At 70.2% G+C, this 21,653-nt stretch carries 13 protein-coding genes; 7 read left to right on the top strand and 6 right to left on the bottom strand.

The genetic code is table 11. From position 1 onward, the window contains the following. Positions 1-40: 40 nt before the first annotated feature. Positions 41-1,702, bottom strand: a complete 1,662-nt coding sequence (locus ACWD4G_RS01185; RefSeq protein WP_451289982.1) for a site-2 protease family protein — start codon at positions 1,700-1,702, stop codon at positions 41-43. A gap of 206 nt (positions 1,703-1,908) precedes the next feature. Here ACWD4G_RS01185 and ACWD4G_RS01180 point away from each other — a divergent pair, with 206 nt between their 5' ends. Both ACWD4G_RS01180 and ACWD4G_RS01175 read left to right on the top strand, forming a co-directional pair. Then, entirely contained in the window at positions 1,909-2,808 is a 900-nt protein-coding gene (locus tag ACWD4G_RS01180) for a RecB family exonuclease (RefSeq protein ID WP_451289981.1), read from the top strand. Positions 2,809-2,871: 63 nt separating this feature from the next. Then, complete coding sequence (locus ACWD4G_RS01175; RefSeq protein WP_451289980.1) at positions 2,872-3,543, top strand: response regulator; 672 nt, start codon at positions 2,872-2,874, stop codon at positions 3,541-3,543. Positions 3,544-3,651: 108 nt separating this feature from the next. Here ACWD4G_RS01175 and ACWD4G_RS01170 read toward each other — a convergent pair whose 3' ends face one another. The 4 genes from ACWD4G_RS01170 to metH form a co-directional block, all read right to left on the bottom strand. Then, complete coding sequence (locus ACWD4G_RS01170) at positions 3,652-5,235, bottom strand: ABC transporter substrate-binding protein (protein ID WP_451289978.1); 1,584 nt, start codon at positions 5,233-5,235, stop codon at positions 3,652-3,654. Positions 5,236-5,317: 82 nt separating this feature from the next. Beyond that, positions 5,318-6,922 carry an ABC transporter substrate-binding protein gene (locus ACWD4G_RS01165; RefSeq protein WP_451289977.1) on the bottom strand — a complete coding sequence of 535 codons (1,605 nt, stop codon included), beginning with the start codon at positions 6,920-6,922 and terminating at the stop codon, positions 5,318-5,320. A 447-nt stretch (positions 6,923-7,369) separates the two neighbouring features. After that, positions 7,370-8,065 carry an HAD family hydrolase gene (locus ACWD4G_RS01160; protein WP_451289976.1) on the bottom strand — a complete coding sequence of 232 codons (696 nt, stop codon included), beginning with the start codon at positions 8,063-8,065 and terminating at the stop codon, positions 7,370-7,372. A gap of 220 nt (positions 8,066-8,285) precedes the next feature. Next, positions 8,286-11,813 carry a methionine synthase gene (metH, locus tag ACWD4G_RS01155; protein ID WP_451289975.1) on the bottom strand — a complete coding sequence of 1,176 codons (3,528 nt, stop codon included), beginning with the start codon at positions 11,811-11,813 and terminating at the stop codon, positions 8,286-8,288. Positions 11,814-12,357: 544 nt separating this feature from the next. Between metH and ACWD4G_RS01150 the strand changes: the two genes are divergently transcribed. The 5 genes from ACWD4G_RS01150 to ACWD4G_RS01130 all read left to right on the top strand — a co-directional run bounded on the left by ACWD4G_RS01150 (position 12,358) and on the right by ACWD4G_RS01130 (position 19,696). After that, positions 12,358-13,122: an IclR family transcriptional regulator gene (locus ACWD4G_RS01150; protein WP_451289973.1), complete on the top strand. Its 765-nt coding sequence runs from the start codon at positions 12,358-12,360 to the stop codon at positions 13,120-13,122. Positions 13,123-13,449: 327 nt separating this feature from the next. Then, positions 13,450-14,250, top strand: a complete 801-nt coding sequence (locus ACWD4G_RS01145) for an MIP/aquaporin family protein (protein ID WP_451289972.1) — start codon at positions 13,450-13,452, stop codon at positions 14,248-14,250. Positions 14,251-14,352: 102 nt separating this feature from the next. After that, complete coding sequence (gene glpK / locus ACWD4G_RS01140) at positions 14,353-15,891, top strand: glycerol kinase GlpK (protein WP_451289971.1); 1,539 nt, start codon at positions 14,353-14,355, stop codon at positions 15,889-15,891. Between the two features lie 53 nt (positions 15,892-15,944). Next, complete coding sequence (locus ACWD4G_RS01135) at positions 15,945-17,561, top strand: FAD-dependent oxidoreductase (protein ID WP_451289970.1); 1,617 nt, start codon at positions 15,945-15,947, stop codon at positions 17,559-17,561. Positions 17,562-17,716: 155 nt separating this feature from the next. Next, positions 17,717-19,696 (top strand): AMP-binding protein, encoded by a 1,980-nt coding sequence (locus ACWD4G_RS01130; RefSeq protein ID WP_451289969.1) that lies wholly within the window; start codon positions 17,717-17,719, stop codon positions 19,694-19,696. On the opposite strand, the gene ACWD4G_RS01125 is transcribed toward ACWD4G_RS01130, so the two are convergent. Then, complete coding sequence (locus tag ACWD4G_RS01125) at positions 19,693-21,489, bottom strand: GNAT family N-acetyltransferase (RefSeq protein WP_451289968.1); 1,797 nt, start codon at positions 21,487-21,489, stop codon at positions 19,693-19,695. The genes ACWD4G_RS01130 and ACWD4G_RS01125 overlap by 4 nt on opposite strands. Positions 21,490-21,653: the final 164 nt, after the last annotated feature.

The raw sequence follows: 21,653 nt of genomic DNA, 5'->3' as shown, positions 1-21,653 counted from the left end.
GCTGGTCGCGCAGTTCCTCGCGCCCCTAACGGGGCCCGCTTCAGCTGGGCCTTGCCATTGCCTTGACGAAGGCTCGTTCTACGTCTGCTGCTGACAGGACTCCGTAGATTTCGCCCGACTCCTCCACCACCAGGTATTCCGTCGCGGGGGTGGCCCTGAGGGCGTCGAGGAGTTCTTCGCCTGACAGTTCCGCTGAGACTCGCATGCCCTCGGTGAGGTCCTGGGCGAGGCCGCTGACCGGGACCCAGGGGCGGCGGTGTTCGGGGACTCCGACGATGGCGGCCTCTCGGACGAGGGAGAGGGGTTCGCCGTCGGGGTCCACGACCACGAGGGCGCGGGCGCCGGCTTCGTTGGCTCGGCGGAGGGCCTCGGAGAGGGGGGTGTCGGTCTGGACGGGGACGGCTCGGCGGGTGAGGGCGCGGGCGCGGAGTTCGGGGAGGTGTTCGCGCAGGCGGGCCATGCGGAGGCTGTTGCCGGCGCCGGTCCAGATGATCGCGGCGAGGATGGCGGCCAGCAGGGCGTCCATGACGGTGTCCATGCCGACGTTGTCGACGGCGTCGGCGCCGAGCGCTCCGGACTGGGTGAGCAGGGGGAGGCCGATGAGGACGGAGATGGCGAGGGCGCGGCCGACCCAGGCGGCGGCGATGGTGCCGGTCATGGGCTTGCCGGTGATCTTCCAGACGACGGCGCGGAGCATGCGGCCGCCGTCGAGGGGGAGGCCGGGGAGGAGGTTGAAGGCGGCGACGATGAGGTTGGAGATCATCAGGCCGGCCAGGAGGACGCCGGGGACGGTGCCGGGCTCCACGGCGAGCAGGACGACGTAGAAGATGCCGGCGAGGATCAGGGAGAGCAGGGGGCCGACGAAGGCGAGGACGAATTCGCGGCCGGGGGTCTCGGATTCCTTCTCGATCTCGGAGACGCCGCCGAAGAACTGGAGCTGGATGCGGCGGACGGGGAGTTTGAAGCGGAGGGCGGCGACGGTGTGGGCGAGTTCGTGGACGAGGACGGAGGCGTAGAAGGCGACGGCGAAGAAGAGGGAGACGAGGTAGCGGGCGCCGCCGAGTTCGGGCAGGACGCGGTCGAGTTGGCCGCCGAAGACCCAGGTGATCAGGGCGGCGACGAGGAACCAGCTGGGGGCGACGTAGACGGGTACGCCGAAGGGGCGGCCCATGAGGATGCCGCCGCCGGGCTCCTTGGGGCGCTCGGGGGGCTTGGGGGCGCCTGAGTGGGCGTGGGGGCGTGTGGGGGTGCGGTCCGGGGTGGGCTCGGTCGAGGGGTGCTGGGGTTCCGGTGTGGGCGCCCCGTCCGGGACGTCTGCGGGTGCCGCTTGCGGTGCGTCCGCGTCCGGTGCTGCTGTGGTCGCCGGGGTGCCGGTGTGCTCCGGCACTTCCGTCAGGGGGCCGGCCTCGACGCCCTCTGCCGGTCCGGCCTCTGCCTGCCCTGCCGGTCCGGCCTCGGCATCCTCTGCGGGAGCAGCCTCGGCCTGCCCTGCGGGCGCGGCCTCTGTTTCGTTCGTCTCGGGCGGTGTTTCCCGCTCGGTCGGCGCCGGAGGCTTGCGCAGGTTCGGTGTGTTCTCGGGCGGCTGCGAGTCGTTCGGGGTGCGGGAGGTGTCCGGCGGTGGCTCGGTGGTGTTGCCGGTGGTGCGCTCGGGCGCCTCGTCGCTGCCGGACCGCGGCTGTCCGCTCCCGCCGCTCGTCTCCACGATGTCCCCTCGTTCGAAGCGTCTTCCTGGCCCGGTGGCCGGGCGGAAGGGTCTGCGGTCGATGCTATGCGGTCACCGGGGTGCGTTCCGCCCCGGCACCCCCTCTGTGTTCCCCCGCGTCGCACGAGGCACACGGGTGTGGAGGGGGCGGGGGCGATCGGGGGCCGTGGCGGTCACTGTCAGTGGTGGGTCGTATGGTCTGTGGCATGGAAACCAGCACCGACGGCGCCGGTCCCGTCCCCGTGGGCGGTGAGGGCGGCCGTCCCGCCGTGCGGGCCGCCGCGCCGCCTGCCTCGCTGTCGCCGTCGCGCGCCAGTGACTTCATGCAGTGTCCGCTGCTGTACCGGTTCCGGGTGATCGATCGGCTGCCGGAGAAGCCGAGCGAGGCGGCGACCCGTGGGACGCTGGTGCACGCGGTGCTGGAGAGACTCTTCGACGCGCCCGCGGTCGAGCGTACGGCGCCTCGGGCGAAGTCGCTGGTGCCCGGGCAGTGGGACCGGTTGCGGGAGAGCCGGCCGGAGGTCGAGGAGCTGTTCGCGGACGATCCGGAAGGTGAGCGGCTGGCGCGGTGGCTGGGGGAGGCCGAGGCGTTGGTGGAGCGCTGGTTCACTCTGGAAGATCCGACGCGGCTGGAGCCCGCCGAGCGGGAGTTGTTCGTGGAGGCGGAGCTGGAGTCGGGGCTGAGGCTGCGCGGGATCATCGACCGGGTGGATGTGGCGCCGACGGGTGAGGTGCGGATCGTCGACTACAAGACGGGGAAGGCGCCGAGACCGGAGTACGCCGAGGGCGCGCTGTTCCAGATGAAGTTCTACGCGCTGGTGGTGTGGCGGCTGAAGCGGGTGGTGCCGCGTCGGCTGCAGCTGGTGTATCTGGGCAGTGGGGATGTGCTGACGTACGACCCGGTGCCGGCGGATCTGGAGCGGGTGGAGCGGAAGTTGCTGGCGCTGTGGGAGGCGATCCGGGTGGCGACGGAGACGGGTGAGTGGCGGCCGCGTCCGACGAAGCTGTGCGGTTGGTGTGATCACCGGGCGGTGTGCCCGGAGTTCGGTGGTACTCCCCCGCCGTACCCCTTGCAGGTGACGTCACGCGAGTCCACCGGCCCGTGAGCCGCCGCGAATCGGCGTGTGTGCGCAAGGCAGAATGGGCCGGGACTAGCGAAGGAGACTTTCGTGGCCATCCGCGTCCTACTGGTCGATGACCAGCCGCTGTTGCGTACCGGGTTCCGGATGATTCTGGAGGCGGAGCAGGACATCGCGGTCGTCGGGGAGGCCGGTGACGGTCTGCAGGCGCTCGACGAGGTGCGGGCGTTGCAGCCCGATGTGGTTCTGATGGACATTCGTATGCCCCGGATGGACGGGGTGGAGGCGACGCGTCAGATCACCGGGCCGGGGCGGGACGGTCCGGCGAAGGTGCTGGTGCTGACGACGTTCGATCTGGATGAGTATGTGGTGGAGGCGCTTCGGGCGGGGGCCAGTGGGTTCCTGCTGAAGGACGCTCCGGCGAATGAACTGGTGCAGGCGATCCGGGTGGTGGCGGCGGGCGAGGCGATGTTGGCGCCGAGCATCACCCGGCGGTTGCTGGACAAGTACGCGTCGCATCTGCCGTCGGGGGATGAGCCGGTGCCGGACACGCTGCACACGTTGACCGATCGTGAGGTCGAGGTGCTGAAGCTGGTGGCGCGGGGGTTGTCGAACGCGGAGATCGCGGCGGATCTGTTCGTCAGCGAGACCACGGTGAAGACCCATGTGGGGCATGTGCTCACCAAGTTGGGGCTGCGGGACCGGGTGCAGGCGGCGGTGTACGCGTACGAGAGCGGGCTGGTGCGTCCTGGCGCGCAGTAGCGGGCGGGTTTCGTACCTGTGCGCCGAGGGCGCCCTCTTCGAGCGGAGTGAAGGGGGCGCCCTCGTGGTCGTATGGGGATGCTCGCGCCGTGGGTGGAGCCGCGGTCGTCAGCTCTTGCTGATCTCCCAGAAGCGGAAGACGGTGGAGGAGTCGAGGCAGTACTCCAGGCCGTAGACGTTGTCGCGGACGACGGCGTACTGCTTGGCCTGCCAGATCGGGATCATGGGGACGTCGGCGGCGACGATGTTCTGGAGTTCGGCGTATTCCTTCTCCGTGGCGGAGCGGTCGCCCCGGGCGGCGGTGGTGGGGATCAGCTGCCCGGTGATGGTCTTGTTGGTGTAGTTGTTGCCGAGGACGTTGCCGTCGCCGAAGAACGGGCTGGTGAAGTTGTCGGGGTCGGGGTAGTCGGGAATCCAGCCCTTGACGTAGAGGCCGTACTTGCCGTCGGCGATGTCCTTCTCGTACTGGTCGAAGGCGACTGATTTCATGGTGGCGTCGAACAGTCCGCTGTCGTTGAGCTGCTGGGCGATGGCCTCCAGTTCCTGGTCGGTGGAGGGGCCGTAGCGGGACGGGGTGGACCAGAGGGTCAGTTTCACCTTGTCGGTGATGCCGTCGGCGCGGAGGGCGGCCGCGGCCTTGTCCTTGGAGGGGCGGGCGCCGTAGGTGTCGAAGAAGGCGGTGTTGTGGCCGGTGATGCCGGCCGGGACGATCGAGTACAGCGGGGTGGCGGTGTTCTGGTAGACCTCGTCGACGAGGGCTTCGCGGTCGAGGAGGTGGGCGATGGCCTGGCGGACGCCGAGCTTGCCGGCCACGGGGTCGTCCATGTTGAAGACGAGGTGCTGGACCTCGGCGCCGGTGCCGTCGACGATCTCGACGCCGTCGGCGGTGGAGGTGTCGTTCTCGATGTCGGAGATGTCGCCGGCGCTGAGGCCGCGGTAGGCGACGTCGACGTTCTGTTCCAGGAGGGCCTTCTTCAGGGCGTCGCGGTCGCCGTGGAAGAACTTGAGGGTGACGCCGGTGTTCTCGATGTCGGCGGTGCCCTTGTAGTTGTCGTTGACGGAGAAGACGGCCGCGTCGTCGCCGAAGGACTCCAGCTTGTAGGGGCCGGAGCCGATGGCCTCGCCGTCCTCGCGGAGCCGGTCGGCGTCGTAGGAGCTCTCGTCGACGATGGAGCCGGCGCCGGAGGCTATCTTGCTGGGGAAGGTGGCGTCGGCGTACTTGAGGGTGAAGACGACGGTCTTGTCGTCGGGGGTGGCGACCTTGTCGAGCATGGGGAACATGACGGCGGGGCCGTCGGCGTCGTCGATGTTCAGCATGCGGTCGAAGGAGAACTTGACGTCGGAGGCGGTGAGGGCCTCGCCGTTGCTGAACTTCAGGCCGTCCTTGAGGGTGCAGGTGTACACCTTGGTGTCGGTGCCGTTGAAGTGGCACTCGTCGGCGAGGTCGGGCTCGGGTTCGGTGGCGCCGTTGGGGAAGTTCAGCAGGGACTGGAAGACGTTGTTGAAGAGCAGCCAGGACCCGGGGTCGTAGCCGGAGGCGGGGTCGGTGGCGAGGACGTCGTCGGACATCCCCATGACCACGTTGGAGCCGGAGTCCCCGGTGCCTCCGGTTTCGGTGCCGCAGCCGGTCAGCAGGCCGGCGGCGAGCCCGGTGGCGATGGTCAGGGCGGGCCACTGGGTGCGCATGTTCACGTGTGAGTGCCTTGGGTCGTGGGGTGGTGTCGGACGGCGCGCCGGGCTCCCCCGAGGGCCGCGCGCCTTGGGTGAGGTCGGGTCAGTTGCCCATGCCCCGGCCGAGTTCCCAGAGCTGGAGGGTGGAGGCGGCGTTGAGGGCGTATTCGGCGCCCGTGATGTCGTCGCGGGCGGCGACGTACTGGTTGCCCTGCCACAGCGGGAGTACGGGGACGTCGTCGGCGACGATGTCCTGGATGCCGGTGAGGCTCTCGGAGGCGTTGAGGCGGTCGGCCTCACGGCGGGACTCGGGGATCAACTTGTTGCGGATCTCGCCGTTGGTGTAGGGCGAGTTGAGGAAGTTGTCCTTGTCGAGGAAGGGCGCGAGGTAGTTGTCGGCGTCGGGGAAGTCCGGGAACCAGCCCATGCCGTAGACGGCGTACTCGCCCTTCTTCTCGGCGGATTTGAACGTGGACCAGGGGGTGCCCTTGATGGTGGTGTCGAAGAGTCCGCTGTCGTCGAGTTGCTTCTTCAGCAGCTCGAACTCCTTCTGTGTGGCGGCCCCGTAGTGGTCGGTGGTGTAGTTCAGGGTCAGCTTCACCGGGGTGGTGATGCCGGCCTGCTTCAGTGTGGCCTTGGCCTTGGCGGGGTCCGGGTCGCCGTAGGTGTTGAAGAAGGAGTTGGAGTGGCCGGTGATGCCGGCCGGGACGAGGGAGTACAGGGGCTGGGCCTGGTCGCCGTAGACCTCGGAGACGAGGGCGGTGCGGTCGATGACCTCGGCCATGGCCTTGCGGACGGCGGTCTTCTCGACCGGGGCGGCGTCCGTGTTGAAGCCGAGGTAGCGGATCTCCAGGCCGGGTGACTCGATCAGGTCGATGTCGCTGTCGTCGGAGTTGGCGAGTTCGTCGATCTGCTGGGGTGTCATCAAACGGGTCATCAGGTCGATGTCGCCGTCCTTGAGGGCGGTGCCCATGGCGTCGGCGCTCGCGAAGGAGCGCAGTTCGACCTTGTCGTTCTTCGGGTCCAACTGCCCCCGGTAGTGGGGGTTCTTGGTGAAGACGGCCTTGACGAGTTCGTTGTCCTCGACCTGGGCGTCGAGGGTGTAGGGGCCGGAGCCGTCGACCTGGAAGCCGTCGCGGAGCTTGTCCTTGGCGTAGTCGGCGGGGTTGACGATGCCGGCGACGGGGGTGGACAGCTTGTAGGGGAGGGTCGCGTCGGGGCTGTTGAGGTGGAAGATCACCTCTTTGTCGCCCTTGGTCTCGACGAGGTCGATGGTGGACAGCAGGGAGGAGACACCGCTGTCGGCCTTGAGGGAGCGGGCGCGGTCGATGGAGAACTTGACGTCCTCGGCGGTGATGGGGCTGCCGTCGGCGAACTTGAGGCCGGAGCGCAGGGTGCACTGGTAGCGCTCGTTGCCGGTGTCGGTGAAGCGGCACTCGGAGGCGGCCTCGGGTTGGGGTTCGCCGTCGCCCCGGGGCTGGACGAGGAGGGTCTGCATGGTCTGGCGGAGGATGTTCCAGGTGCCGACGTCGTAGGCGTAGGCCGGGTCGACGGGGGCCGGGGCGTCGGTGGAGGCGGTGAACCGGTCGGTGGTGCCGACGACGATGGCGTCGCCGTCGCCGCTGCCGCCGTCGGTGGCGCCGCAGGCGGCGAGCACCGGGGTGAGCAGACCGATGACGGCGGGCAGCACCAGGGTCTTGCGGTTCATGCTCGCGCGATCTCCAAGCTGTGTTCCGAGAGGGGTGCCAGCGGGGTGGTGCGGGCGCGTCCCGGGGTGTACGGCGATGTTCTCGCGTCGAGATTAGCCCGCGCCGCGCAAGGGCTTCGCACGTACCGGAGTTGGATTTCGCTCACGCTGTGGAACCGGGCGCGGACAGACCGGTGCAGCATGCACGGAATGTTTGGCGCATGCCGGATCAATCGGGACGCAAGGGTGCGGCGGAGGCCCGGGAAGTTGGGCATTGGAAGGCCCGGAAACCCTTCGGTGTGGGTGGCTTCAGTGGGGAAGGTCACAGAACCGAAGGGGTTCCCAGGTATGGGAATTCAGTCATTCACGGTGGCTGGAATTCCATCGAAGCCGACAATCGAATGATCTTCGATTTCTTTGCGACTTCAATTGTTCACGCAGGGTGTACGCGTCAGCGTATTTCCGTCGTCAGAGCACCATCAGGCCGCGTAGAAAAGGCAGGTCGACCTCTTCCAGCGAGGTCACCACGGTGCGGCGGGTGGCGGGGGCGATGGGTGCGACGGAGGGTACGGCGACGACATGGCAGCCGGCGGCCTCGGCGGCGGCGACCCCGGTCGCGGTGTCCTCGATGACCGCGCAGCGGGCCGGGTCGGCGCCCAGGCCGGAGGCGGCCAGGAGGTAGGGGTCGGGGTGCGGCTTGGTGCGCTCGACCTCGTCGCCGGCGACCGTCAGCGCGAAGTGCTGGGGGCCGAGGGAGGCGAGGACGCGGTCGATGATGCGCCGGTGCGAGGCGGAGACCAGGGCCGTGGGCACACCGTGCGCGGCGAGTTCGGCGAGGAGTCTCGCCGCGCCGGGCATCAGCGGCAGCGCCCGGCCTATCCGGGCCTCGAAGCCGTCGTTGAGCAGGACGGACAGTTCGGCGAGGGTGATGTCGGCGCTGGTGGCCTCGATGAGGAAGCCCGCGCTGCGGCTCATGGGGCCGCCGACCACGACATGGCGCCAGGAGTCGTCGAGGGTGTGGCCGAGACCGGCGAAGATCTCCACCTCCACGTCCCACCAGAAGCCCTCGGTGTCTACCAGGGTGCCGTCCATGTCGAGGAGCACGGCCTGAAGGGCGGAGCCTTCGGCCGTACGGGTTCCTAGCGCGGGGATCGTCGTGGTCATCCGGCGCACCTCCTTGGGGGACGAGCAGGCCGGTTCCCGGAGGGGGAACCGGCCTGCGGTGGACCGACCAGTGTACGACGCCAGGTGAGGAAGCGCCTTCCAGTAAGGCTGTACCGCGCCCCGTAAGGGGCGCGGGCAGTGTTGATATGCGGCTCCGCCGCGTGGGCTCGACCAGCCACAACGGCGCCGCAGAGAAAACACGGCGGCCCAGCGGAGCGCATCAGCGGGCGTTGAAGTACTTCGCCTCGGGGTGGTGGATCACGATGGCGTCGGTGGACTGCTCGGGGTGGAGCTGGAACTCCTCGGAGAGCTGGACGCCGATCCGCTCGGGCTGGAGCAGCTCGGCGATCTTCGCCCGGTCCTCCAGGTCGGGGCAGGCTCCGTAGCCGAGGGAGAAGCGGGCGCCCCGGTACTTCAGGTCGAACATGTCCTCGATGGCGGTGGGGTCCTCACCGCTGAAGCCCAGCTCGGCGCGGACCCGGGCGTGCCAGTACTCGGCGAGGGCCTCGGCCAACTGCACGGACAGTCCGTGGAGTTCGAGGTAGTCGCGGTAGGAGTTGGACTCGAAGAGCTTGGCGGTCTCCTCACCGATGCGGGAGCCGACGGTGACGACCTGGAGGCCGACGACATCGGTCTCGCCGGACTCCTCCGGGCGGAAGAAGTCGGCCAGGCACAGGCGCCGGCCGCGGCGCTGGCGGGGGAAGGAGAAGCGGGTGCGTTCGTTGCCGTCGTCGTCCAGGATGATCAGGTCGTCGTCCTTGGAGACACACGGGAAGTAGCCGTAGACGACGGCCGCTTCGAGGAGGTTCTCGGTCTGGAGCCTGTCCAGCAGTCCGCGCAGCCGGGGGCGGCCCTCGGTCTCGACCAGTTCCTCGTACGTCGGGCCGTCGCCGGTGCGGGCCTGCTTCAGACCCCACTGGCCCTTGAACAGGGCGCCCTCGTCGAGCCAGGTCGCGTACTCCTTGAGCTGGATGCCCTTGATGACGCGGGTGCCCCGGAACGGCGGGGTGGGCACGGGGTTGTCGGTGGCGACGTCGGAGCGGACGTGGCCTTCCTCCGGGCGTTCGTCCAGTACGGCCGTCGCGGCGGCGCTCTTGACCCGGCGCTGCTTCAGCTCGGGCAGTTTCGCGCCGGGGACGCCGCGCTTGACGCCGATCAGGGCGTCCATCAGGCGCAGGCCCTCGAAGGCGTCACGGGCGTAGCGGACCTCGCCCTCGTAGATCTCGTGCAGGTCCTGTTCGACGTAGGCCCTGGTCAGGGCGGCGCCGCCGAGGATGACGGGGTAGTCGGCGGCGAGGCCGCGCTGGTTCAGCTCCTCCAGGTTCTCCTTCATGATCACCGTGGACTTGACCAGGAGTCCGGACATGCCGATGACGTCGGCGCGGTGCTCGGCGGCGGCGTCCAGGATCGCGGAGACCGGCTGCTTGATGCCGAGGTTGACCACGGTGTAGCCGTTGTTGGACAGGATGATGTCGACGAGGTTCTTGCCGATGTCGTGGACGTCGCCGCGGACGGTCGCGAGGACGATGGTGCCCTTGCCCTCGGCGTCCGACTTCTCCATGTGCGGTTCGAGGTGGGCGACCGCGGCCTTCATGACCTCGGCGGACTGCAGGACGAACGGCAGCTGCATCTGGCCGGAGCCGAACAGTTCGCCGACGACCTTCATGCCGTCCAGCAGGGTCTCGTTGACGATGTCGAGGGCCGGGCGGTCCTGGAGGGCCTCGTCGAGGTCGGCTTCGAGGCCGTTGCGTTCGCCGTCGATGATGCGGCGCTTCAGGCGCTCCTCCAGCGGCAGCGCGGCCAGTTCCTCGGCCTTGCCGGCCTTCAGGGACTTGGCGGTGGCGCCTTCGAAGAGCTGCATCAGCTTCTGGAGGGGGTCGTAGCCCTCGGCGCGGCGGTCGTGGATGAGGTCGAGGGCGGTCCGCACCTCCTCCTCGCTGAAGCGGGCGATGGGGAGGATCTTGGAGGCGTGGACGATGGCCGAGTCCAGGCCGGCCTTCACGCACTCGTCGAGGAAGACGGAGTTGAGGAGGATACGGGCGGCCGGGTTGAGGCCGAAGGAGATGTTCGACAGGCCCAGGGTGGTCTGGACGTCCGGGTGGCGGCGCTTCAGCTCACGGATCGCCTCGATCGTCGCGATGCCGTCCTTGCGGGACTCCTCCTGACCCGTGCAGATGGTGAAGGTCAGGGTGTCGATGAGGATGTCCGACTCGTGGATGCCCCAGTTGCCGGTGAGGTCGTCGATCAGTCGTTCGGCGATCTCGACCTTCTTCTCGGGGGTGCGGGCCTGGCCCTCCTCGTCGATGGTCAGCGCGATCAGCGCGGCGCCGTGCTCCTGGGCGAGGCGGGTGACCTTGGCGAAGCGGGACTCGGGGCCGTCGCCGTCCTCGTAGTTGACGGAGTTGATGACGGCCCGGCCGCCGAGCTTCTCCAACCCGGCCTGGATGACGTCGACTTCGGTGGAGTCGAGGACGATGGGGAGGGTGGAGGCGGTGGCGAAGCGGCCGGCCAGTTCCGTCATGTCGGCGACACCGTCGCGGCCCACGTAGTCCACGCACAGGTCCAGCATGTGGGCGCCCTCGCGGATCTGGTCGCGGGCCATCTCGACACAGTCGTCCCAGCGGGCCTGAAGCATGGCCTCGCGGAACTTCTTCGAGCCGTTGGCGTTGGTGCGCTCGCCGATCGCCATGTACGAGGTGTCCTGGCGGAACGGCACGGTCTGGTAGAGGGAGGCGGCGCCGGGCTCGGGGCGGGGGTCGCGGGTGGCCGGGGTGAGGTCGCGGACGCGGTCGACGACCTGGCGGAGGTGCTCGGGGGTGGTGCCGCAGCAGCCGCCGATGAGGGAGAGCCCGTACTCGCGGACGAAGTTCTCCTGGGCGTCGGCCAGCTCCGGGGCCGAGAGCGGGTAGTGGGCGCCGTCCTTGGTGAGCACCGGCAGGCCCGCGTTCGGCATACAGGACAGACGGATACGGGAGTGCCGGGAGAGATAGCGCAGGTGTTCGCTCATCTCGGCGGGGCCGGTGGCGCAGTTCAGGCCGATCATGTCGATGCCCAGCGGCTCCAGGGCCGTGAGGGCGGCGCCGATCTCGGAGCCGAGGAGCATGGTGCCGGTGGTCTCGACGGTCACCGAGACGATCAGCGGGACCTCGTACCCGGCGGTCTCCATCGCGCGGCGGGCGGCGAGGACGGACGCCTTGGTCTGGAGGAGGTCCTGGGTGGTCTCGACGAGCAGGGCGTCGGCGCCGCCCGCGAGAAGGCCCTCGGCGTTCTGCTGGTAGGCGTCGCGGATGGCGGTGAAGGTGGTGTGGCCGAGGGTGGGGAGTTTGGTGCCGGGGCCGATCGAGCCGAGCACCCAGCGCTGCCGGCCGTCGCGGGCGGCGTACTCGTCGGCGGTCTCGCGGGCGATACGGGCGCCGGCCTCGGACAGCTCCACGATGCGCTCGGGGATGTCGTACTCGCCGAGCGCGGTGAGGTTGGCGCCGAAGGTGTTGGTCTCGACGCAGTCGACGCCCGCGTCGAAGTAGGCGGAGTGCACGGAGCGGACGATGTCCGGGCGGGTCACGTTGAGGACCTCGTTGCAGCCCTCCAGCTGCTGGAAGTCGTCCAGAGAGGGCTCCTGCGCCTGCAGCATGGTGCCCATGGCGCCGTCGGCGACCACCACGCGCGTGGTGAGCGCCGTATGGAGCGCTTCGGCTCGGGCCCTGCCTGCGGCGGCGGACGTAGGGGACTGGTTCGGCGACGAGGCCATGAAAGTGCTCCCTGGAGTGCGACGGCTGTCGGCTTTGCGGCTTCCCGTGGAAGGCGCCCGCCGTCAGGGTAGCCCGGAGCACCCCGAGAGGGTCGATGAGTCCAGGAGACGGACTGGTGTGGCGTCGGCGACCGAGTGCGGTTTACTCACCATGCCTGACGATGTCCGCGCCGGTCCTCCCGGCCGACCCGCGTTTCTGCCGGGCGTCCGGGGGTCGCCCCCCCCGGGATGACGCAGCACTCCCACGACGGACGTGCGACCCCTACGGTACGGACGCGAGGCCTGCTCGGCGCGGACGGGCGGGCTGTGCGAGGACGGGCGCGTGGGCTGCGCGGGACGGACGCGTGGGCTGTGCGGGGGACGGCGAGGGACGCGCACCGAACGGGCACATGGTGGGCACCCCGCGCACACAAGTCGCCTTCGTGGCTGAAAAGCTGTTGACGGCCATTAGCGGGAGGTCGGCAACGACAGGTAGTGTTCGGCATTGCCGAACGTTGATGTTCATTCACGTACGGCGGTCGAAGGGGACGGAGGCAGAAGCGCGATGGCACGGAACATCCAGTCGCTCGAACGGGCGGCCGCGATGCTGCGGCTCCTCGCGGGCGGCGAGCGGCGGCTCGGTCTGTCGGACATCGCCTCGTCGCTGGGCCTCGCCAAGGGCACCGCCCACGGCATACTGCGCACCCTCCAACAGGAGGGCTTCGTGGAGCAGGACGACTCCTCGGGGCGCTATCAGCTGGGCGCCGAGCTGCTGCGTCTGGGCACCACCTATCTCGACGTCCATGAGCTGCGGGCCCGCGCGCTGGTGTGGACGGACGACCTCGCCCGCTCCAGCGGCGAGAGCGTCCACCTGGGTGTGCTGCACCAGCGGGGCGTGCTGATCGTGCACCACGTGTTCCGGCCGGACGACAGCCGGCAGGTGCTGGAGATAGGGGCGATGCAGCCGCTGCACTCCACGGCGTTGGGCAAGGTGCTCGCGGCGTACGACCCGGTGGCGCACAGCGAGGTCCTGGAGGTCGAGCGCAAGGTGTTCACCGAGCGGACGGTGTGCGAACCAGCGGATTTCGAGGCCGTGCTGGACCTCACACGCGCGCGTGGTTACGCGGACGACGTCGAGGAGACCTGGGAGGGCGTCGCGTCCATCGCCGCCCCCATCCACGACCGCCGCCGGATGCCCGTGGGCGCGGTCGGCATCACCGGCGCGGTCGAGCGCCTGTGCCGCGACGGCGAGCTGCGGCCCGAGCTGATCGCGGCCGTACGGGACTGCGCGCGGGCGGTGTCGCGGGATCTGGGGGCGGCGCGGTTCTGACCGCCACGACCACACGGCGAAGGCCGACCACCTGACACGGCGAAGGCCGACCCACCTGAGACGGCGAAGGCCGGGGTGCCATGAGGCGCCCCGGCCTTCGCCGTATGCGCGCGCGGGCACCCCTAGCAGCCGCCTCAAGATCGAGGGTCCGATTCGATCAATAACGATCGTGTTTTCGATAACACGACCCTTGACGAGTCACTCACGCCACAGCGAGACTCCCGTCCATCGGTCGGCATTGTCGAACACCTACCGGCAATACGCGCTAGAGTGTGACACCGCCAAGGGCCGAACTCTTCCCCTGGACGAAGGACAAAGGAGTCGCGGGTGTCCAGCTCCGACATCTTCATCGGCGAGACCATCGGTACCGCCATACTCATCCTGCTCGGCGGTGGCGTGTGCGCCGCCGTGACGCTGAAGGCCTCCAAGGCCCGTAACGCCGGCTGGCTCGCCATCACCTTCGGGTGGGGTTTTGCCGTTCTCACGGCCGTCTACACCTCCGCGCCGCTCTCCGGCGCCCATCTGAACCCCGCCGTGACCCTCGCGCTCGCCCTCAAGAAGGACGGCATCGACTGGAGCCAGGTCCCCACCTACTGGGGCGGCCAGCTGCTCGGCGCGATGATCGGTGCCGCTCTGGTCTGGGTCGCCTACTACGGCCAGTTCCACGCCCACCTCACCGACAAGGAGATCGTCGGCGGTCCGGGCGCGGAGACCACCAAGGCCAAGGCCGTCGAGGCCCGTGAGAAGGGTGCCGGCCCGGTGCTGGGCATCTTCTCCACCGGCCCGGAGATCCGCAACGCCGTGCAGAACATCGCCACCGAGGTCATCGGCACCATCGTGCTGGTCCTGGCCGTTCTCACCCAGGGGCTGAACGACTCCGGCAAGGGCCTCGGCACCCTCGGCGCCCTGGTCACCGCCCTCGTCGTGGTGTCCATCGGTCTGTCGCTCGGCGGCCCGACCGGTTACGCGATCAACCCGGCCCGTGACCTCGGTCCGCGTATCGTGCACGCCCTGCTCCCCCTGCCCAACAAGGGCGGCTCCGACTGGGGCTACGCCTGGGTCCCGGTGGCCGGCCCCCTGATCGGTGCCGCGGTCGCCGCAGGCATCTACAACGTCGCATTCGCCTGAGAAACCCCGTGAGCCGCAGTTCCCGCGAGCCGGATTTCGCGGAACGCTCAAGCCGTGCCGTACGTACAGCCCGTTGACCAGTTGACCTTTCAGGAGCACACCGTGACCGACGCCCACACCGCAGGCCCGTTCATCGCCGCCATCGACCAGGGCACCACCTCCAGCCGCTGCATCGTGTTCGACCGGGACGGCCGCATCGTCTCCGTCGACCAGAAGGAGCACGAGCAGATCTTCCCCAAGCCGGGCTGGGTCGAGCACAACGCCGACGAGATCTGGACCAACGTCCAGGAAGTCGTCGCCGGGGCCATCCGGAAGGCCGGTATCACCCGTGACGACATCAAGGCCATCGGCATCACCAACCAGCGCGAGACCACGCTGCTGTGGGACAAGAACACCGGTGAGCCCGTCCACAACGCCATCGTCTGGCAGGACACCCGCACCGACGCCCTCTGCAAGGAACTCGGCCGCAATGTCGGGCAGGACCGTTTCCGCCGGGAGACCGGTCTCCCCCTCGCCTCCTACTTCGCCGGTCCGAAGGCCCGCTGGCTGCTGGACAACGTCGAGGGCCTGCGCGAGCGCGCCGAGGCCGGCGACATCCTCTTCGGCACCATGGACACCTGGGTCATCTGGAACCTGACCGGCGGTGTCAACGGCGGCAAGCACTACACCGACGTCACCAACGCCTCCCGCACCCTGCTGATGAACCTCCACACGCTGGAGTGGGACCCGAAGATCTGCGAGTCCATCGGCGTCCCCATGGCGATGCTCCCGGAGATCCGCTCCTCCGCCGAGGTCTACGGCGAGATCACCGGCGGCAGCCTCGGCGAACTGCTCGGCGGCATCCCGGTCGCCTCCGCGCTCGGCGACCAGCAGGCCGCCCTGTTCGGCCAGACCTGTTTCTCCGAGGGCGAGGCCAAGTCCACCTACGGCACCGGCACGTTCATGCTGATGAACACCGGCGAGAAGATCATCAACTCGTACTCGGGTCTCCTGACCACCGTCGGCTACCGCATCGGCGACGAGAAGCCGGTCTACGCCCTGGAGGGCTCGATCGCCGTCACCGGTTCGCTGGTGCAGTGGATGCGCGACCAGATGGGGCTGATCTCCACGGCCGCCGAGATCGAGACCCTCGCGCTCTCGGTCGAGGACAACGGCGGCGCGTACTTCGTGCCCGCGTTCTCCGGCCTCTTCGCCCCGCACTGGCGCTCCGACGCCCGCGGTGTGATCGCCGGTCTGACCCGGTACGTCACCAAGGCGCACCTCGCCCGTGCCGTCCTGGAGGCCACCGCCTGGCAGACCCGTGAGATCACCGACGCCATGACCAAGGACTCCGGTGTCGAGCTGGCCGCCCTGAAGGTCGACGGCGGTATGACCTCCAACAACCTGCTGATGCAGACCCTCTCGGACTTCCTGGACGCCCCCGTGGTGCGCCCGATGGTCGCCGAGACCACCTGCCTCGGCGCCGCCTACGCCGCCGGTCTCGCCGTCGGCTTCTGGACCAGCACCGACGACCTGCGCGCCAACTGGCGCCGGGCCGCCGAGTGGACCCCCCGCATGGACGCGGACACCCGCGACCGTGAGTACAAGACCTGGCTCAAGGCCGTCGAGCGGACCATGGGTTGGATCGAGGACGAGAGCTGAGCCGGGGCCCACAACGGCTCCGAACACGCTCTGATGAGGAGTAAGAACCCGACATGACCAGTCAGTCCACCCTGCAAGCCCTGCCTGCCCTGGGTACGCGCCCGGCAGGCGGCTCCACCCCGAGCCGAGCCGAGACCCGGGAACAGCTCTCCAAGGCGTCGTACGACCTTCTCGTGATCGGCGGCGGCATCCTGGGCATCTCCACCGCCTGGCACGCCGCGCAGTCCGGGCTCAGGGTGGCGCTGGTCGACGCCGGTGACTTCGCCGGCGCCACCTCCTCCGCCTCCTCCAAGCTGCTCCACGGCGGTCTGCGCTACCTGCAGACCGGCGCGGTGAAGCTGGTGGCGGAGAACCACTTCGAGCGCCGTGCGGTCTCCCGCCAGGTGGCCCCCCATCTGGCGAACCCGCTCACGTTCTACCTCCCCGTGTACAAGGGCGGGCCGCACGGCGCGGCGAAGCTCGGGGCCGGCGTCTTCGCCTACTCGGCGCTGTCGGCGTTCGGCGACGGAGTGGGCCACCTGCTCTCCCCCGCCAAGGCCGCGCAGGACGTGCCCGAGCTGCGCACCGAGAACCTGAAGGCCGTGGCCGTGTACGGCGACGACCAGATGAACGACTCCCGGATGGCCCTGATGACGGTCCGCGCGGCCGTCGAGTCCGGCGCGGTCGTCCTCAACCACGCCGAGGTCACCGGCCTGCGCTTCACCAAGGGCCGGGTCACCGGTGCCGAGCTACGCGACCGGCTCTCCGGCGACGAGTTCGGCGTCGACGCCCGGCTGGTGCTCAACGCGACCGGCCCGTGGGTCGACCACCTGCGCCGTATGGAGAACCCGAACGCGGCCCCCTCCATCCGCCTGTCCAAGGGCGCGCACCTCGTCCTGAAGCGGACGTCGCCGTGGAAGGCCGCGCTCGCCACCCCCATCGACAAGTACCGCATCACGTTCGCCCTGCCCTGGGAGGACATGCTGCTGCTCGGCACGACCGACGAGATGTACGAGGGCGACCCGGCCGATGTCGCCGTCGACGACAAGGACATAGCCCAGATCCTGGACGAGGCCGCGTTCTCCGTCCGGGATCAGCAACTCGACCGTGATCTGATCACCTACGCCTTCGCCGGTCTTCGGGTGCTGCCCGGTGGGCCCGGCGACACCGCCAAGGCCAAGCGGGAGACCGTCGTCACCGAGGGCCGGGGCGGGATGCTGTCCGTGGCCGGCGGCAAGTGGACGACGTTCCGGCACATCGGCCGCACGATCATGAAGAAGCTGGAGTCACTGCCCGGCCGACCGCTGGGTGAGGACTTCGAGCCGGTCGGCACGCTGCCGAAGCGGCTGCCGCTGCCGGGTGTCGCCAACCCGCGCGCCGTCGCCCACCGGCTGCTCGTGGACCGCCCGGCGCCCGGCCCCCGCATGGGCGCCGACACCGCCAAGCACCTGGCCACGCACTACGGTTCGCTCGCCTTCGACATCGCCCGCCTCGCCAACGAGAACCCCGAGCTGGGCGAGCGCGTCCACCCCGACGCCCCCGAGATCTGGGCCCAGGTCGTCTACGCCCGCGACACCGAGTGGGCCGAGACCGTCGACGACGTGCTGCGCCGCCGGACCACCCTCACGATCCGGGGGCTGGCCACGGACGACATCCGTACGAAGGTCCAGGACCTGCTCGACAAGAAGTGACCCCACGGCTCGGTCCGGCCCCTTCCCTGACCGGGGCCGGACCGTAGGGAGACGAGAGGGGCGGTTCCACACCAGAAGGCCGGTGTGGAGCCGCCCCTTTCCGTCAGGGCGGATCGTCTTCCCCGGCCGGGGCCGCTCTGGGATCATCTGCGGTCATGAACGGGGCGAAGGAAATCCATCGGTTGTTCGAGGCGTGGGCGCGGGAGACTCCCGATCGGGCGGCGGTGGTCACGCGGCGGGACCGGATGACGTACGGGGCGCTGGAGGCCGGGGCCAACCGGCTGGCCCGCTATCTGTTGGACACGGGGCTCGGCCCGGGTGACACCGTGGCCGTGTGCGTGACCCGGCCGCCGGATCTGCTGGTCGCGGTGGTCGGGGTGCTCAAGGCGGGCGCGGCGTACACCGTGGTCGGGCCGCGGCAACCCACCGGGGACATCGGGCGGTCGCTGGAGCGGGCGGGCGCGCACACGGTCCTCACACATGAGCGGTTCCGGCCGGCCGTCGACGACGGCACCGGCCGCCGTGTCGTCTGCCTGGACACGGACGCGGCCCTGATCGACGCCCACTCCCCCGAACCGCCCGAGGTGACATGCGGGGTCGCGGCGGCCGTGCTGTTCAGCGCGGGTACGACGGGCGAGGCGCGGCCCGTCGACGCCGGGCACGGGCGGCTGCGCGCGGCGTACGAGGCGTGGGCGGAGGTGTTCGCGCTGCGGCCCACCGATGCGCACCTGGTGACCGCGCCCACCGACACGGCCGCCTTCACCTACGGCTGGATACGGGCGCTCGGCTCCGGCGGGACCCTGGTGCTGCCGGAGAACGAGATCGGGCCCACGCTGTGGGGTCAGTCGTTCGTCGAGAGTGTCACGGTGCTGGACACCGACCCGCTGATGGCCCGTGTGCTGCTGGGCGGCTCGGTGCCCGAGGGGCTGCGGATGGTGGCGGTCGGCGGGGAACGGCTCGCTCTTGACGAACAGGTGCGGCTCCAGAGGCTGTTGGCGCCGGGTGCGCGGGTGCTGAACGTGTACGGGACCGTGGAGGCCGTCGGGTGCGGCACCTGGTCCGAGGTCGGGCAGCTCTCCGGGCCGGTGGCCGACGCGGGACGCGTCAGCCTGCTCGGCCGCCCGTTCCCCGGCTGCCGGGCCGAGATCCGCGAGGGCGAGATATGGCTGACGCCGCCCGGCGGCGCCGAGGACGGTGACGCCGCACCCACCGGTGACACACGAACCCGGGACGGCGCCACACCCACCGGTGGCGCGGGTGCCCGCGACGGCGCCGTACCCACCGGTGACGCGGGGACACTGCGGGAGGACGGGCTGCTGGAGTTCGGCGGGCGGCTGGGGCACCGGGTCCGCGTACGGGGCCGTACCGTCGACCCGTACCGCGCCGAGGTCGCGCTGGCCGCCGACCCCGAGATCCGGGAGGCCGCGATCATCGCCGTGGAGGAGGACCGGCTGATCGCCTACGTCGTGCCGAGGAGTCCCACCGGTGCTCCGGGTGTCGATACGGTACGCGGCCGTCTGACGGGCCTGGTGCCCGAGCGGGAGATCCCGGGGGCGGTGGTGAACATGGGGGTCCTGCCACGCAACCGGGCGGGGCGGATCGACCGTCGGCTGCTGCCGCTGCCCGCCGAGCGCTCGGCGTCGGGGGCGGTGAGCGGCAAGGGCGGTGGAGTGCCCCTGGAGCCGGAGGGGTTCCTCTACGGCATGGGGTGCGCGACGCTGGCGCTGGGTCTGCCGTTGGCGTGGTCCCTCACGGATGTGTTCTGGCCCGGCTCCACCGACCTCACCCTCGTACCCGCACCGTGGTCGTGGCTGTTCCGGGGGTTGTACGCCGCCGAGTTGCTGGCCTTCTGCCTGGGGCTGGCCTTTCTGTTCGCCGGGCGTCCGCTGATGGCCCGCCAGGGCCGCTCGGCCGGGCTGACGACGGCCGCGCATCTGGCCGTCGTCTGGCTGCTGGTCTCCTGGTGGCCGCAGGACAACTTCTACCGGCTCGCCGGGAAGGACGACTGGGAGCGGCAGGCGGCGCTGGTGTACGCCTTCAATGTGCCGCTGATGATCGCGGCGGTGGTGGTCGCCGTGTTCGTGACACGGCGACCGAAGACCGACGCCGACCCGGCGCCCGGAGCGCGGCGCTAGGCAGTGAACATCCGGCCGGTGTCCTGGGCGGCGGTGCGCACCAACGCCTCGGCGGCGTCCAGGCGTTCACGGGTGTGGGCGGCCAGGACGACACCGAGGCGGGGGGCCGGTTCCTGGGCGGCGGTCGGGATCGAGGGCAGCAGGACGGCGTCGATCCCGGCGCAGCGTCGCGCCGTCTCCCGCAGCAGGGCGGAGAGTTGGGGGCCGGGCAGCCGGGCGCCGAGCGCGATGTGGTCGACGGTGCGGACGAGATGGTCGCCGCCCCGGATCTCGTCGAGCCGGGCCTTGACCATGAAGGCGACGGCAGGGCCGGTCATCCGCAGGTTGACCTCGGTGGGGGCCGGGCGGCCGTCGGAGCCCGTCACGAAGTCGACGTCGAACCAGCCCCGGTAGCCGGTGGCGGCCACCGCTTCCCCCACCGCCATGCCGAAGTGCTTCATGGCCTCGGCGAGAGGGCGCGGGACGACACCGGGGCCGACGGTGGCGCCCTGATAGGCGGTGCCCCGGACATCCATGACGGCGACGCCCACCTCGTGCGCCTGCCCCTCCGGGTCCACAAGTCCGTCGAAGGTCAGATCGCGTGGCTCGCTCTCCCCGGACACGAACTCCTCCAGGAGCAGGGGCCCTTGGGGCAGCCGGGGTGGGTCGCCGGGGAACAGCGGGCCGCGTCGCCAGGCGGGCCGCCGGTGGCCGTTGTCCCGTATCACCCAGGTGCCGGAGCCTCCGGCGCCGTGCTCGGTCTTGACGACGGTGGCCTGCCCCGCGCGGCCACGGGCCCTGAGGAGGCGTAGGGCCGCGCGCCGGTCCGCCGCCTGCCACTGTTCCGGCACCTTGATGTCCGGGTGGGCGGGCGCGAGCCGGGTGAACAGTTCGTGCGCGGCCCGCTTGGACTCGTGGCGCAGGGCGTCGGGGGGCAGGGGGTCGCCGGTGAGTTCGGCGACGGCGGGGGTGCGGCCCCAGGGGATGACGGGCAGGCCGAGGGAGTGCGGGCGTTCGGCGAGGGCGGGCCGGGACAGGACGGCGCGGGTGAGATCGTCGCCCGGCCCTGGCGCGGTCAGGCCGTCGTAGACCTCCACGGGGTCCCAGTTCAGGGTGGCGCCGACCAGGTCGATCCAGTCGGGGGGAACCGCTCGGGGCAGGATCAGGACGGCCGGGTGCGGGGAGACGAAGGCGGCCAGGCAGGAGTAGTGCGCGGCCTCGGGGGATGCGGGGCCGAACTGGGACTGGAACTCGGCGACGTTGCCGAGGTGGATCGCCCGCCGGCCGCCGGTCCAGATGTGCGTCCAGTGGTCGTGGCGGGTGTGCCGCGAGGCCGTGAAGTCGACTTCCAGAACGGGGAGTTCGCGTCCCGCGATCGAGCCGGACACGGTACGGCCGACGGGGCGGGCGCCCATCCGGCGGTAGAAGGGTTCGGCGTTCGGGTCCGCCGCGATGGTGAGCCGGGTGAAGCCCAGCGCTCGGGCGGTGTCCAGCACATGGAAGTACAGCGCGCGGCCCACTCCACGGCCGATCGCCTGTGGCTCGACGAAGCACAGGCCCAACTCACCGTCGGGAGCCGTGCCCTGGAGCGAGGCCACTCCGACGACCCCCTCGGCACCGACGGCCGCGTCCGGGTCCTCGGCGACGACGATCCGGTGGGGGCCGATCTCCTCCGGCCGGACGGTGAGCTCCTCACGGCAGGCTTCGAGGAACGCCGTGTCATAGCCCCAGTGCGCCTTGGACCGCATGACCAGCTCGGTCAGCGCCCCCGCCTCGTCGCTCCGCGCGGGCCGGATACGTACGCCCGAGTCCACCGTCGTGCCTCCCCCGCTCGCGGATGGTGATGATCAGAGTAGGGCGCCGCCAGGAGGAGGGCGAGTCCCGGCCTCAGGGGGAGGCCCGTCGTCAGGGGCGTCCGCGCCGTACAGGGACCTCACAGGGCCGACCCGGAGGCTTTTGCCTGATAGAGCCCCCATAA

The organism is Streptomyces sp. NPDC002643 (genome assembly GCF_053592555.1).
This window is presented reverse-complemented; position numbering and strand designations above follow the sequence as displayed.